13 protein-coding genes are annotated in these 13,429 nt (G+C 58.9%); 9 read left to right on the top strand and 4 right to left on the bottom strand.

Going from position 1 to position 13,429, the window contains the following annotated elements:
* Positions 1–40 precede the first annotated feature (40 nt).
* The 6 genes from HMPREF3158_RS11375 to HMPREF3158_RS11350 all read left to right on the top strand — a co-directional run bounded on the left by HMPREF3158_RS11375 (position 41) and on the right by HMPREF3158_RS11350 (position 6,881).
* Complete coding sequence (locus tag HMPREF3158_RS11375) at positions 41–595, top strand: adenine phosphoribosyltransferase (RefSeq protein WP_062038815.1); 555 nt, start codon at positions 41–43, stop codon at positions 593–595.
* A gap of 65 nt (positions 596–660) precedes the next feature.
* Positions 661–2,976, top strand: a complete 2,316-nt coding sequence (locus tag HMPREF3158_RS11370; protein WP_371326210.1) for a RelA/SpoT family protein — start codon at positions 661–663, stop codon at positions 2,974–2,976.
* Between the two features lie 217 nt (positions 2,977–3,193).
* Positions 3,194–5,275: a bifunctional metallophosphatase/5'-nucleotidase gene (locus HMPREF3158_RS11365; RefSeq protein WP_070498579.1), complete on the top strand. Its 2,082-nt coding sequence runs from the start codon at positions 3,194–3,196 to the stop codon at positions 5,273–5,275.
* A 99-nt stretch (positions 5,276–5,374) separates the two neighbouring features.
* Positions 5,375–5,959 carry a DUF421 domain-containing protein gene (locus HMPREF3158_RS11360; RefSeq protein ID WP_070498577.1) on the top strand — a complete coding sequence of 195 codons (585 nt, stop codon included), beginning with the start codon at positions 5,375–5,377 and terminating at the stop codon, positions 5,957–5,959.
* A 100-nt stretch (positions 5,960–6,059) separates the two neighbouring features.
* A complete protein-coding gene (locus tag HMPREF3158_RS11355; protein WP_141741049.1) occupies positions 6,060–6,614 on the top strand; it encodes a hypothetical protein in 555 nt (184 codons plus the stop codon).
* 87 nt (positions 6,615–6,701) lie between these two features.
* Positions 6,702–6,881, top strand: coding sequence for a hypothetical protein (locus HMPREF3158_RS11350; protein WP_061922781.1), 180 nt, complete (start codon positions 6,702–6,704; stop codon positions 6,879–6,881).
* A 202-nt stretch (positions 6,882–7,083) separates the two neighbouring features.
* On the opposite strand, the gene HMPREF3158_RS11345 is transcribed toward HMPREF3158_RS11350, so the two are convergent.
* Both HMPREF3158_RS11345 and HMPREF3158_RS11340 read right to left on the bottom strand, forming a co-directional pair.
* Complete coding sequence (locus tag HMPREF3158_RS11345; RefSeq protein ID WP_070498575.1) at positions 7,084–7,389, bottom strand: hypothetical protein; 306 nt, start codon at positions 7,387–7,389, stop codon at positions 7,084–7,086.
* Between the two features lie 297 nt (positions 7,390–7,686).
* Entirely contained in the window at positions 7,687–8,550 is an 864-nt protein-coding gene (locus tag HMPREF3158_RS11340) for a peptidylprolyl isomerase (protein WP_070498573.1), read from the bottom strand.
* Between the two features lie 153 nt (positions 8,551–8,703).
* Here HMPREF3158_RS11340 and tpx point away from each other — a divergent pair, with 153 nt between their 5' ends.
* The 3 genes from tpx to hisS all read left to right on the top strand — a co-directional run bounded on the left by tpx (position 8,704) and on the right by hisS (position 11,222).
* On the top strand, positions 8,704–9,204 hold the full coding sequence (gene tpx / locus HMPREF3158_RS11335) for a thiol peroxidase (RefSeq protein WP_062038832.1): 501 nt from the start codon (positions 8,704–8,706) through the stop codon (positions 9,202–9,204).
* A 78-nt stretch (positions 9,205–9,282) separates the two neighbouring features.
* Complete coding sequence (locus HMPREF3158_RS11330) at positions 9,283–9,936, top strand: MBL fold metallo-hydrolase (protein ID WP_062038835.1); 654 nt, start codon at positions 9,283–9,285, stop codon at positions 9,934–9,936.
* Between the two features lie 5 nt (positions 9,937–9,941).
* Complete coding sequence (gene hisS / locus HMPREF3158_RS11325; RefSeq protein ID WP_062038838.1) at positions 9,942–11,222, top strand: histidine--tRNA ligase; 1,281 nt, start codon at positions 9,942–9,944, stop codon at positions 11,220–11,222.
* On the opposite strand, the gene HMPREF3158_RS11320 is transcribed toward hisS, so the two are convergent.
* Together HMPREF3158_RS11320 and HMPREF3158_RS11315 are read right to left on the bottom strand one after the other, a co-directional pair.
* Positions 11,219–11,782 (bottom strand): TetR/AcrR family transcriptional regulator, encoded by a 564-nt coding sequence (locus tag HMPREF3158_RS11320; protein ID WP_235591273.1) that lies wholly within the window; start codon positions 11,780–11,782, stop codon positions 11,219–11,221. The genes hisS and HMPREF3158_RS11320 overlap by 4 nt on opposite strands.
* 189 nt (positions 11,783–11,971) lie before the next feature.
* Positions 11,972–13,381 carry an L-serine ammonia-lyase gene (locus HMPREF3158_RS11315; RefSeq protein ID WP_061922766.1) on the bottom strand — a complete coding sequence of 470 codons (1,410 nt, stop codon included), beginning with the start codon at positions 13,379–13,381 and terminating at the stop codon, positions 11,972–11,974.
* Positions 13,382–13,429: the final 48 nt, after the last annotated feature.

Genomic DNA, 13,429 nt, shown 5'->3' with positions numbered 1-13,429 from the left:
TTTCCACTTAACACTGATTTTTAATAAGGATTTTTTGACCGTGAGTGAAGTTTATTCAGATGCTGCACGTGCGCTGGCGGAAAAAGTCCGCCTAGTGAAGGACTTCCCGGAGGAGGGCATCCTCTTTGAGGATCTCACGCCCGTGCTAGCCGACGCCGATGCTTTCCAAGCCGTCGTCGATGGCCTTGCGCAGGCTTGTAAGGACCTCGGCGCCGACATGATCGGCGGCCTGGATGCCCGCGGATTCCTGCTGGGGTCAGCCGTGGCCTATAAGCTGGGCCTGGGAATTCTGGCCATCCGCAAGAAGGGCAAGCTCCCGCCACCAGTACTGACCCAGGAATACACCCTAGAGTACGGCTCCGCGGCGCTGGAGATTCCGGCCGATGGCGTGGACATCAAGGGCAAACGTGTCGTGCTTGTCGACGACGTGCTGGCAACCGGTGGCACCCTCTACGGCGCGAAGTTGCTTTTGGAGTCCGCGGGTGCGGAAGTTGCCGGAAACGTCGTGGTGCTAGAGGTCAATGGCTTAGCCGGCCGCGAGCGATTGGCAGATGTTCCGCTGGTAGTGCTCAATCAGGCGGGCGCGACCGGCTAGAATGATGTGGCTAAGGCCGTACTAGGGCCATACTAGGGCCATACTAGGCCAAACACATCACCCCCATGACCTATGAGGAGGGCGACGCCGTGACCACTGAGAAGTCGACAAAGCGCCCTAATGGCGGCATGCGCAGCATGTCCGCCCGTTTAGCGCGGTCTTTGACCGGCGGAAGGGTAAGGATCAACCCGGTTTTGGACCCACTTATGTCCATTCACCGGCAGTTTCACCCCAAGGCCGATGCAGAAGTGCTCAACAACGCTTATGACACTGCTGAGCGCCTCCACGAGGGGGTGTTCCGTAAGTCGGGGGAGCCGTACATTACGCATCCGCTGGCGGTGGCCACGATTGCCGCGGAGATCGGCATGGACACCACCACCATCGTTGCGGCGCTGCTGCATGACACGGTGGAAGATACCGACTACTCGTTGGATGACCTCACGCGCGACTTCGGCCCGGAGGTTGCCCGGCTTGTCGACGGCGTGACGAAGCTGGACAAGGTCGCCTTGGGCGCCGCCGCGGAGGCGGAGACGATCCGCAAGATGATCGTGGCCATGGCTACTGACCCGCGCGTGCTGGTTATCAAGGTCGCCGACCGCCTGCACAATATGCGCACCATGCGCTTTTTGCCGCCAGAGAAGCAGGCAAAGAAGGCGCGCCAGACCCTAGACGTCATCGCGCCGCTGGCGCACCGCCTCGGCATGGCGAACGTGAAGTGGGAGCTGGAAGACCTTTCCTTTGCCATCTTGTACCCGAAGAAGTACGACGAGATTGTACGCATGGTGGCAGATCGCGCGCCTTCGCGCGATCGCGCCCTTAAGGAGATCCAGAAGCAGGTTGGTGCGGCGCTGCGTGAAAACGGCATTCAGGCCGAGGTCATGGGCCGCCCGAAGCACTATTGGTCCATTTATCAGAAGATGATGGTCCGTGGCCGCGACTTTGCGGAGATCTTCGACCTCCTGGGTATCCGCATCTTGGTCGATGACGTCAACTCGTGCTACGCCGCCATCGGCGTGGTCCACGCGCTCTACCAAGCGCTGCCGGGCCGGTTTAAGGACTATATTTCCTCCCCGCGCTTCGGCGTCTACCAGTCGCTGCACACCACGGTGATTGCAGAAGGCGGCTCCACCCTGGAAGTTCAGGTGCGTACGCACGAGATGCATTACAACGCCGAGTTCGGTGTGGCCGCGCACTGGCGTTACAAGGAGAAAAAGGGCAAGAACGGCGCCGGCGATGCCGAAGTCGACCAGATGGCGTGGATGCGCCAGCTGCTGGATTGGCAGAAGGAAGCTGCAGACCCGAACGAGTTCTTAGACTCGCTGCGCTATGACCTGACCACCAAGCAGATCTTTGCTTTCACGCCCAAGGGCGATGTGGTGACTCTGCCAGCGGGGTCCACGCCGGTGGACTTTGCCTATGCCGTCCACACTGAGGTGGGGCACCGCTGCATCGGTGCGAAGGTCAACGGCAAGCTGGTGGCGTTGGAATCCCAGCTAAAGTCCGGTGACAAGGTAGAGATCTTTACCTCGAAGGATCAGAATGCCGGTCCTTCGCGTGATTGGCAGGAGTTCCTAGTATCGCCGCGCGCGAAGGCGAAGGTGCGCCAGTGGTTTGCCAAGGAGCGCCGCGAAGAGCACCTAGAGGCCGGCCGCGACGCTTTGGCCGCGGAAATCCAGCGCGGAGGCTTGCCGATGCACCGCCTGTTCACCGCATCCTCGATGCGCCAAGTGGCAGAGCAGTTGCACTTTGACGACGTCGATTCGCTCTACACGGCAATCGGCGCGGGCCACGTCTCGGCCCAGCACGTGGCTAACCAGTTGATGTCGCTCTTCGGCGACCAAGACGATGCCGCTGAGGCACTGGCGTCACGTACTTCGCTCACGGAGTTGGAGAACTCCCGTACTCAACGCACCACCGATTCCGAGAAGGGAACCGGCATCCTAGTGGAGGGTAGCCCCGACGTCATGGCTAAGCTGGCGCGCTGCTGCCAGCCCGTGCCTGGTGACGCCATCTTCGGATTCGTCACCCGTGGCGGCGGCGTTTCGGTTCACCGTGCAGATTGCACCAATGCCGAAAAGCTCAAGCAGGAACCAGAGCGCATGATGAAGGTGGAGTGGTCCTCCGGCAAGGGCGCCGCCGGCGAGTTTGCTGCGAGCGTCCAGCTCGAGGCCATCGACCGCCAGGGCCTGCTGGCTGAGCTGACCGGCGTGTTCAGTGAGCAGAAGCTCAACGTGTTGTCCATGAGCTCCAATCGCGGTGATGACCACATCGCCACGATGCGCTTTACCTTCTCCATCTCGGATACCAAGCAGCTGGGCCAGCTTATGACCACGCTGCGCAACACCGAGGGCGTCTTCGACGTCTACCGCGTAACGGCCTAGAAGGTAAAGCCCAGACCGTGACGGCGGGACGCCGTCACCCTCACCCAACCTAGGGTGAGGGTTTCTTAATGCCATATAGCTGGCGGTTTGTGGGCAGGTGAACTTTCCGGGCATGCCCGGTAAAACGCCAGGTAAAAGCATTTATGTGGGCTGCGAAGGTGCCTTAAAGCGACTATAAACAAGACGTTCGTACCTCTCTCATGAAACAGGAGAACTCGTGAAACTTCGTCGCTTTGGCCAGCTGCTCGCTGCCTCTACCGTTACTGCCGTCGCTCTCAGCGGAGCCCCTGCCTTCGCGCAGGACAACACCGTGACTATCTCCGTCAGCAACATCACTGACATCCACGGTCATTTGGAAAATGGCCTGCCCAAGGACAAGACCGTAAAGCCCGGCGATGAGATGGGCGCGGCTCTGCTGCAGTCGCTGATTAAGAAGGTCAACGAAGGCCAAGAATATGCGCTGACTTCCTCTGGCGATAACGTGGGCGGTTCTGCATATATCTCCGCCATCTCTGAGGATGAGTACACCATGGACGTTCTCAACGCGATGGGCCTCGATGCTACCGCAGTGGGCAACCACGAGTTTGATAAGGGCGTCGATGACTTGCGGGACCGTATCCAGCCGCACTCCGAATTCCCGATCCTGGGCGCAAACGTCCTGCAGAATGGCAAGCCGATTCTCGATGCTTCCATCGTCCAGGAAATCGGCGGCGTCAAGGTGGGTTTTGTTGGCACCGTTACCCAGAACACCGAGTTCAAGGTTGCCCCGGCAATGATTCCAGGCGTGACCTTCACCGACCCAGTTGAGGCCACCAATAAAGAGGCAAAGCACCTGAAGGAATCCGGCGAGGCTGACGTCGTCATCGCGCTCTTCCACGAGGACGCCCAGCAGTTCGCCGACGGATTCAGCACCGACGTTGATGCGCTCTTCGGCGGCGATACCCACGTGAAGACCCAGGGCGAGGTCGCCCGCGAGGGCGCCCTGCCGCTGCAGTGGGCGCAGGGCCACGAGTACGGCAAGCTGCTCAACGACCTGGATATCACCTTCGACACCAAGGCGAAGAAGGTCACCGACATCAAAATGAAGCAGTACGACGCGACGGACGCGGCTTCGCTTAGCGAGGATGCCGAAATCGCCGCGATCGTCGATGAAGCTGCGGCCAAGGCGGAGGAGCTCGGTGCTGACGTCGTGGGCACCATGCCAGAGGCGCTCTTCCGTGGCTCCGATGAGGGCAAGGGTTCGGGCTCCAACCGCGGCGTGGAATCCACCCTGAACAACTTCATCGCGCAGGCACAGCGCAAATCTGTGGCGAAGGCCGTGGGCAAGGAGATCGACCTGGGCGTCATGAACGCCGGTGGTGTGCGCGCGGACCTGCCTGCAGGCGAGGTCACCTACAAGGATGTCTTCACGGTGCAGCCATTCGGCAACGCCGTGGCTTACTGCAAGGTTTCCGGCGCTGACCTCATCAAGGCTCTGGAGAACCAGTGGCAGGAAGGCGCATCTCGTCCGCGCCTGGCCATGGGCCTTTCCGATAACGTGCAAGTGGTTTATGACCAGACCGGTGAGCACGGTAGCCGCATTAAGTCCGTGACCATCGACGGTGAGCAGGTCGACCCGAGCAAGGACTACACCATCGCGCTGTCCACCTTCCTCATCGGCGGCGGCGACGGCTACTTCGCTGAGGGCGCCATCAAGGATGTTGTGGACTTGGGCTACATGGACACTCAGGCCATGATTGATTACATCAAGGCTGGCAAGCCAGCCGCTCGTGAGGGTCAGGGCCAGATTGGCGCTCACATCACCGGCGAGGTTAAGCCGGGCAATGAGATCACCGTGGAGCTGTCCTCCCTCAACTACACCTCTGAGGGCGAGCCGATGGCAAAGACCGCCACGGTCAAGCTGGGGGATGAGACCGCCACTGCGGATATCGACAACGCGAAGCAGGACGGTGACGACCAGTTCGGTGAGCGCGGCCGCGCGACGCTGAAGCTTAACGTGCCGGCGGACTTCACTTGCGATACCCCGCTCGAAATCACCACCGACGCTGGCACTGAGGCAACGCTGCCGCTTGACGACGCCACCTGCAGCGACGAGCCGGGCAAGGGCGATACTACCGACAGCTCCTCGCTGAGCTCCCTGTCCTCCCTGGACTCCGGTTCTTCCAAGGGCCTGGGCATTGCCGCGGGCGTCATCGCTGCCATCGTGGGCATCATCGGTGTGGTGGGCATGAACATGCACATGCTGCCGGCGCCGGTGCGTGCTTTCATTGAGAACCTGCGCAAGCAGTTCAACATATAAGCACTGCAGTCTAAAGCAAGGCACCGTGGAATCTTCTCCACGGTGCCTTTGTCTATCCAAGCTCCGTGAAGGAAAAGCGTGGTAGTAGAGTAGTTTGACGTGGATATTGTGGATTTGATCGGGCGTGAGTCGGTATATCAATTAGGCATTGAGCCACACCGAATCCCCGTGGTCTTACTTGCCACCATCGGTATCTACTTGGCCTTTATGATTCTGGTCAAGCTCTTTGGCACCCGCGTGCTGACGTCGATGACTGCCTCCGATGCGGTCATCATCATTATGTTCGGTGCCGTGGCCGGCCGTGTCATCGTGGGTAATCCACCTACCCTTGCCGCCGGCGTCATCGGCCTTCTAACGCTCATGGTTTTAGAGGCTGCCTTCGGCACCATCCGCCGCTACATCGGCTGGTCCCGCTACCTAGACCGCCGTCCCGTGCTGTTGGTCTATAACGGCGAGCTGCTCGAAGACAACATGCACTTTGCCCACATCACCGTCAGCGACGTAAATTCCGCAACCCGCAAAGCCGGACTCGGCCGCCGCGGCGACATTCAGATGATGATCCTCGAACCCACCGGCCAAATTTCCGTCATCAAAATCGGCCAACTCGTTGACCCGGACCTCTTCCGCGACATCCTCGGCGCTGAGCTCATCGAGGGCATGGACGACAAACCAGGGGAGAAGTAGCTGTGCATTGGGCTGTTCGTAATGCCAAGCTACCTGGAAAGCTCTGATAAAAGCTCCGGACTTCTGACAACTTAATCTTTTTCGAATATTCTTTCTTCTGATGAGCGACACTAATGAGGAAGAACCCCCTAACACGCAGATGGCGGAGCCAATGACACCGAAGAGTCAGGATCGATCGCTGAAGACTCGAGACAGGCTTATAGGGTGGTCTGTTTCCTTGCCTGGCGCACTTTGCATATTGCTCGTCATTGTTATCATCGGAGTTGCTGCAGCATTCCTTCTGACTTGGTGGCTTACGGGTGACGAGTGGAAAGATGTAATTTTAAAGCTCGTGAATTACCGTGGGGCGATTCCGAACGCAATTGTTGCTGTTGTAGGTCTCGTAATCGCCTGGCGTTCGTTCAAGCAAAAACAAAGTTCAGATAGGCGCGATGCCTACTACAACAGAATCGAGTGGGCAATGAATCTAACTCTTGATAGCGACGAAAGAAAACGTCGAGCAGGATGGCAGTTGTTGCCAACGCTCGTGACAATGTCTGATCGCTCCGATGAAGACGAGACGTTTGTCCAAGCAATATCGGAATACATCAAGGAGAATTATGAGAATGGTGTAGAGCGTGAGCACTCGACGACGGAATCTAGTGAGGAAGCGTAAACGCCTCAATCTTTACCCAGGAAAAAGGGTGGATTACGCTGTATCAGCGATGTAAGGTTAAGGGCACCGAAAGAGGAGGGACGTGCCATGACGATTGCAGATAGGTCTGCTCAGAATTCTCAGGCGATTTCTGACGAAGAGTTTGAAGCGCTGGAAGAGGCACATTTCTTCATGAAGGCATACATGCAGCGTTTGAATGAGCCACGTAACCTTCCCTGGTGGGAGAAAGTCTTGGGCGTGTTCGGTATTCGACGAATTGTGCGCTAGCAGAGCTTTATTGAGGAGCACTCAAATAGGAATTCCCTCGATGCCGTTGTTTGCATCGAGGGTTTAGTTTTGCGCGTGATGCGTTCTCTGGCATCGGTGCTTAGCTGAAACCGTCCGGTGCATCACTGAAACCACAGCAGGTCAGGCATAAGAAAACCGCCCACCAAATGGTGAGCGGTTGTTCTAGATCTTCGGATCGAGTTTAGAAGATCTTGAAGTACTTGTTGACGAAGCCGAACAGTGCGCCGAGGGCGGTGATGACTGCGGTGGCAACGCCGATCCACTCCTTGACGTCCTTTGCCGTGAAATCGTCGGAGGAAGAGGAAGAGGAACCTTCCTTTTCAGGGGTCTTGGTCTCCGTAGGGGTTTGAGTAGTAGTAGGAGCAGCCGTTGTGGTAGTGGAAGTAGCTGCGGCTGGGGTTGCAGCCATAGCAGCGCCAGCGCCGCCGAAGGAGATGGTAGCGGCTGCAGCAGCTGCAACCAGTGCCTTGCGGGAGAAGAACTTCATGTGTTCAATCCTTAAGAGTTTGGGAATTTCAAAGACCCCACGAATGTTAGTTCCGGCCCTGAAGATATGCAACCGAAAAAGCGAAAAAGTTCATCCTGTGAAGTATCTGTAGGTATGTTGTGTGCAGGAGAAATAGGAAAAATGCACTAGATGATAGAGCCTATTTTGTGAAAAGGCCTGCGCACGCATAAGAAAATCTCAGCTACCTCTGAAAAAGGTGCATGTAAGACGAAGCCCCCTGGGCATACCCATCAGGGGTGCCCAGGGGGAGACGAAAGGACATCTATTTGTCGGCGCTTAGGCTTCGACAGACGCCTTCTTGATCTTGATTTCCTCGGCCGGCTTGCCGTCGGAGGCACCGCCTTCGACGCCGATCTCGGCGATCTTGTCCATGGTCTTCTGGCCTTTATCTGTCAGGTCGCCGAAGTAGGTGTACTCAGGCGTGAGCATGGAGTCGGCGTAGTTGACGAAGAACTGGGAGCCGTTGGTGTCCACGCCGGAGTTGGCTAGGGCGATGGAGCCTTTCGGGTAGGTCACCGGGGTCTTGGTGTCAGCTTCATCAGTCTCGTCGGTTGGGTACTCGTTGGCGAAGCTAAAGCCAGGGCCGCCGGAGCCGGTGCCGGTTGGGTCACCGCACTGCAGGACGCTCAAGCCGCCGGAGGTCATGCGGTGGCAGATGGTGTCGTCGTAGTAGCCCTGATCCGCCAGGTCCGAAATTGCGTTGACGGCACACGGAGCTTTAGCACGGTCGAGCTCCATTTCGATGTCGCCCTTGTTGGTAGCAAAGTTAACCTTCACCGTTCCCTTGGTGGAGACATCCTTGCCGTCCGGAACCTTCGCCCCGTTGGCATCCCGGCCGTCCTTTTCGTAGGTGCACTGCACGCTCGCAGGCAGTGCCTCAGCACGCTTGCCGGACAGTGGCTTGGCATCCGGGGTGTCCTGAGCAGTGGTCTCTGCGGCGCTGGATTCTTCGGCCACGACCTTCTCATCGGAATTATCGCGGGTGGCGAAGAAGTAGATGCCGCCGACCAAGGCGAGGATAACTACGAGCGAGGCCGCGACAACGCCCAGAGGGCGGGTCTTTTCCTTGCGGTCACGGGCCTTAAGCTCACGGTCGAGCTGGTTTAGCGCTTCTTCGCCACGCTGTTTGTTGTTGGGCATTTAATGGTCCTTTGGCGATGGATTTCGAGTTAAACGCTAGCTTCTAAGCCAGTGGGCTCGAGCTATACCTGACAGAGTCTAGCCCGTCTGGCCCAACGGATCGTATTTGCCCATCGTGGCACGCCAGGCAATCCTTCAGTAGGGTGGGGCGCCATGGCTCACGTTAAATTCAATGGAAACGAAACCGAAATCGCCGGAAACCTACCTGAGGTAGGGCAGAAGCTGCCAGAGTTCACGCTCGTCGGCACCGATCTTTCCGAGGTAACCAACCAGGACTTCGAGGGCAAGCGCCTGGTTATCTCCTTGTTCCCGTCCGTAGACACCGGCGTGTGTGCAGCGCAGCTGCGTTCCTTCAACGAGAAGGCTGCCGGCCTAGACAACACCGTTGTGTTGTCCGTGTCCCGTGACCTGCCATTCGCGCAGGAGCGCTTCTGTGCAGCAGAGGGCATTGAGAACGTCGTTAGCGCTTCTGACTTCCGCTCTGACTTCGGCGAGAAGCTGGGCATTACCCTGCAGGGCTCCCCGCTGAAGGGCCTGCTGGCTCGCTCCGTTGTTGTCACCGATGAAGAGCACAAGGTCATCTACACCGAGCTCGTCGATGAAGTCACCACCGAGCCGAACTACGACGCTGTGATCGAGGCATTGAGCAAGTAAATCAGCGAGTAAAAGCTCACTAAATCTCATCTAGCGCCTGGCCCCACTGCATTGGGGGCGGGCGCTAGACTGCGTTTTATGACTTTGAGCGTTTTAGGTTTCGCAGCTGGGCCCTACAAGACCAATACCTATGTGGTGGCCAATGGCTCCCGCGCTTTCGTGGTTGACCCAGGCATGCACGCGATGCAACGTGTTCTCGACTTGGGTAAAGAGCATGGCCTTAACTTCGAAGCTATCGTCTTGACCCATGGCCACCTCGACCACACCCGCGAGGCAGGTGACCTTGCCAAGCAGCTCAACCTTCCGGTGTACATCCACCCCAAGGACGCGTTCATGCTTGTTGACGGTTCCGGGGTCTCACCGGAATCGCAGCTGCTTTTCGACGCCGCGAATATGCTCGCCATCGACGATCTTCGCGAGCTCCACGGCGGCAAGACCTTGGAACTCATCGGCTACGAGTTCCGCATCGAGCATGCCCCGGGTCATTCGCCGGGCTCCGTCCTTATTATTGCCGAGGAATTCGTGCTTGCCGGCGACGTCCTCTTTAAAGGCTCTATCGGGCGCACCGACCTCGAGCACTCTGACCCAAGCGCGATGCAGCTCTCGCTTGCCGGGCCTGTCTGGAGGCTCGATGACAAGCTCGCTGTCCTGCCCGGACACGGCGCAACCACCACGATGGGCGCCGAAAGGGCAACTAATCCATTCTTGGCCACGCTACGGGATGTACTCTGATACGCGTGAGTGATAAGAAGCAGTTTAAGGCCCTGTCCGCTCCCAAAGGAGTCCCGGACTACATTCCGCCGCAATCGGCGACCTTCTACAAGGTGCGTGAGAACCTGGTCCATCAGGCTCATCTCTCCGGCTTCCAGCACATCGAGCTTCCGATCTTCGAAGACACCACGCTTTTCGCGCGTGGTGTTGGTGAATCCACCGATGTGGTCTCCAAGGAGATGTACACCTTCGCAGACCGCGGCGACCGATCGGTAACCCTGCGCCCAGAAGGCACCGCAGGCGTTATGCGTTCTGTCATTGAGCACAACCTTGACCGCGGCCAGCTGCCGGTCAAGCTCAACTACTTCGGACCTTTCTTCCGTTACGAGCGCCCGCAGGCTGGCCGCTACCGCCAGCTTCAGCAGGTCGGTGTCGAGGCCATCGGCGTTGACGATCCCGCGCTCGACGCCGAGGTCATCGCCCTGGCAGATCGCTCCTTCCGTTCCCTCGGGCTGAGCCAATTCCGTCTCGAGCTGACCAGCTTGGGTGACCAGAACTGTCGCCCGGCTTACCGCGAGAAGCTGCAGGAGTTCTTGTTCAAGCTCGACTTAGATGAGGAAACCCGCAAGCGTGCGGAGATCAACCCGCTGCGTGTCCTCGATGACAAGCGTTCTGAGGTCCAGGAGCAGCTTGCCGACGCCCCGCTGATGCTCGATCACCTAAACGACGAGTGCCGTGAGCATTTCGAGACGGTCACCGGCCTGCTCGATGACATGGGCATCGAGTACACCATCAATCCGCGCATGGTCCGCGGCTTGGATTACTACACCAAGACCTGTTTCGAGTTCGTGCACCCGTTGCTCGGCGCGCAGTCCGGCATCGGTGGAGGCGGCCGCTACGACGGCCTGATGTCTCAGCTGGGAGGCCAGGAGCTTTCCGGCATCGGCTACGGCCTCGGCGTCGACCGCACCATCTTGGCTCTGGAGGCTGAGGGCATCCAGCTCGACGGCGTCGACCAGCGCGTTGAGGTCTTTGGCGTGGCACTGGGCGCCGATGCTAAGCGCCGTATGGCAGGCATCGTCAACGACCTGCGCAACGCCGGCATCTCCGCTGACATGTCCTTCGGCGACCGCGGCCTCAAGGGGGCGATGAAGGGCGCGGACCGTGCCGGCGCTCGCTTCGCGCTTGTCCTGGGCGAGCAGGAGCTCGAAAACGGCGTTGTCGCCGTCAAGGACCTTGCCGCGCATGAGCAAAGCGACGTCGCCATTGACGCGCTCGTTGAGCACCTGCGCAGCCAGCTGAATTAAGCCAACGACGTTAAAGGGCATCTCGCTGAGATGCCAAAGGCGCCTTCCTTCCCACATATCGGTTGGGGAGTGAAGGCGCCTTTTGTTTTGCTACTATGCGTTCGCCATGCCGCTTTTGATGCCTGCCAAGTAGATGCGCAGCATACGTTTTGGATATCGGGCACGTAGTTCTCCACGTGCACCTTCCTGGGGCGCACCAGCGTTAAGATTCCCACCACGAAGTCGAGGTGCCCCACGCCTGGGCCAATTACGTCGTGCTGCTTTCCGAGCTCGATGAACCTTTCGCCGTTTTCCTGCAACGCGTCGCGCTTCAATTGCAAATCCTCCGGCAGGGTATCTAAGTCCTCCGGCACGAAGGAAGGGATGAGGCTGGTCAAACCCATTTCCGTGAGCTTGAGAGCATAGTCCAGGACGAAGTTTTCCGCGTCCGAAGGATCGGATTCGAAGCCTTTAATCAAGCGATTTTGGAAGACCAGAAAATCGTCGCTCATGTGTTCCGCGCACGCGTGAATCAACCCTTCACGGTCCGGGAAGTTGCGGTAGAGCGTGGCGACGCCCACGCCTGCTTCCTAGGCAATCTTTTCAAGGGAGACCGAGTTGCCATGGCGTTTAAACATGGCGCATGCCGCCTCGATGATGGCTATTCGGCGGCGTAATGCATCGGCTCGCATGGAGGTAGATATCGCTTTCTAGGTTAGGGTCTGTGCGTTAGCGATAAGACTACCTTTTGCCACGCAAGCCTTTTTGCATTAGCACTCCACCTGCGTGACGGCGAAGCCTAGGGTCTTTGCGAGGCCACCAATGGAGGTCTCCTTGTACTTCGCCAGCATGTCGCGGCCGGTATCGGCCATCGTCTGCACGGCGGCGTCGAGAGAAACGTGGTGCGTGCCTTGGCCCATGCGCGCCAGGCGCGCGGCGTTGATGGACTTGACCGCGCCGATGGCGTTGCGCTCGATGCACGGAATCTGCACGAGGCCGCCGACTGGGTCGCAGGTAAGGCCGAGGTTGTGTTCCAGCGCAATCTCGGCTGCATTTTCGATCTGCGCCGGCGTTGCGCCTAGCAGTTCAGCCATGCCGGCCGCCGCCATTGACGACGCCGAGCCTACCTCGCCTTGACAGCCCACCTCGGCGCCCGAAATCGAGGCGTTGTGCTTGATGATCATGCCGATGGCACCCGCGGTAAGCAAGTAGCGGCGGGCGGAATCGCGGGTGAAGTTCGGCTTGAAGTCACGGGCATAGTGCAACACCGCTGGGATGATGCCGCAGGCGCCGTTCGTTGGGGCCGTGATGACGCGGCCACCGGCGGCATTTTGCTCGTTGACGGCGAGCGCAAACAGGTTGACCCACTCCATAGCGGAAAAACCGCAGGTCTTATCGTCGTGGCCCTCCATTAGCTGCTTGTACATGCCCGGCGCGCGGCGTGGGACCTGCAGGCCGCCCGGCAAGATGCCGGAGGTAGAGATGCCGTCGGTGACGCACTCGCGCATGATGTCCCACACCAAATCCAGGTGCGCGTAGACGTATTCGAGGCCGCCGTCTTCTTTATGGAGCGCTTCCTGGTTGGCGGCGACAATCTCCCAGATCTTCAAATCGTGCTTTTCGCACAGCGCCAGCAATTGCTCGCCCGTGGTGAATGGGTAAGGAACATCGTCGGTGGATTCGGCCGCTGCCATGCCGGCAGGTACCTCGGCGGAGGCTGCGACCTCGGCGTCGAGTTCCGCGCGGGAGAGAATGAATCCGCCGCCGACGGAGAAGTACTCGGCGTGCTCGGCCAGTAGGTTGCCCTCTGCATCCCAGGCATCGAAGATGAGGCAATTCGGGTGCTCGGGGACCGGCTCGTTGTTGAACTCGATGGAATATTCCATCGCGCCCAGCGGGCCGTCGGTCATGCCTTTGCTCGGAATGGGCTGATCGGAACGCGGTTCAGCATCAACCGGGACGGTCAGCGGATCCCAGCCGGCCAAGCCCAGAATCACCGCGCGGTCGGTGCCGTGGCCGCGGCCAGTCAGCGAAAGCGAGCCCCGCAGCTCGGTGTGCACCTTGGCTGGATGCTCCGGCAGCGTTTTCAGGAACGCAAGGGCCGCGCGCATTGGGCCGACGGTGTGCGAGGAAGATGGGCCAATGCCGATGGAGAAAATGTCGGTGACGCTGATTGCCATGCTGGGCGGTGCCTCCTTTGTGAGTTTGCTTTGTGAGTTTGGAAATTA

Source organism: Corynebacterium sp. HMSC06G04 (assembly GCF_001807365.1).
Classification (GTDB): Bacteria; Actinomycetota; Actinomycetes; order Mycobacteriales; family Mycobacteriaceae; genus Corynebacterium; species Corynebacterium simulans.
The sequence above is the reverse complement of the archived record's forward strand: the minus strand, read 5'-3'. Positions and strand labels throughout refer to the sequence as shown.

Bases quoted from the DNA above. Each gene is read 5' to 3' on its own strand.
- HMPREF3158_RS11370 (WP_371326210.1), top strand. From the start codon at position 661: ATGACCTATGAGGAGGGCGACGCCGTGACCACTGAGAAGTCGACAAAG.
- HMPREF3158_RS11355 (WP_141741049.1), top strand. From the start codon at position 6,060: ATGAGCGACACTAATGAGGAAGAACCCCCTAACACGCAGATGGCGGAG.
- HMPREF3158_RS11350 (WP_061922781.1), top strand. From the start codon at position 6,702: ATGACGATTGCAGATAGGTCTGCTCAGAATTCTCAGGCGATTTCTGAC.
- HMPREF3158_RS11345 (WP_070498575.1), bottom strand. From the start codon at position 7,389: ATGAAGTTCTTCTCCCGCAAGGCACTGGTTGCAGCTGCTGCAGCCGCT.
- HMPREF3158_RS11340 (WP_070498573.1), bottom strand. From the start codon at position 8,550: ATGCCCAACAACAAACAGCGTGGCGAAGAAGCGCTAAACCAGCTCGAC.
- tpx (WP_062038832.1), top strand. From the start codon at position 8,704: ATGGCTCACGTTAAATTCAATGGAAACGAAACCGAAATCGCCGGAAAC.
- HMPREF3158_RS11330 (WP_062038835.1), top strand. From the start codon at position 9,283: ATGACTTTGAGCGTTTTAGGTTTCGCAGCTGGGCCCTACAAGACCAAT.
- HMPREF3158_RS11315 (WP_061922766.1), bottom strand. From the start codon at position 13,381: ATGGCAATCAGCGTCACCGACATTTTCTCCATCGGCATTGGCCCATCT.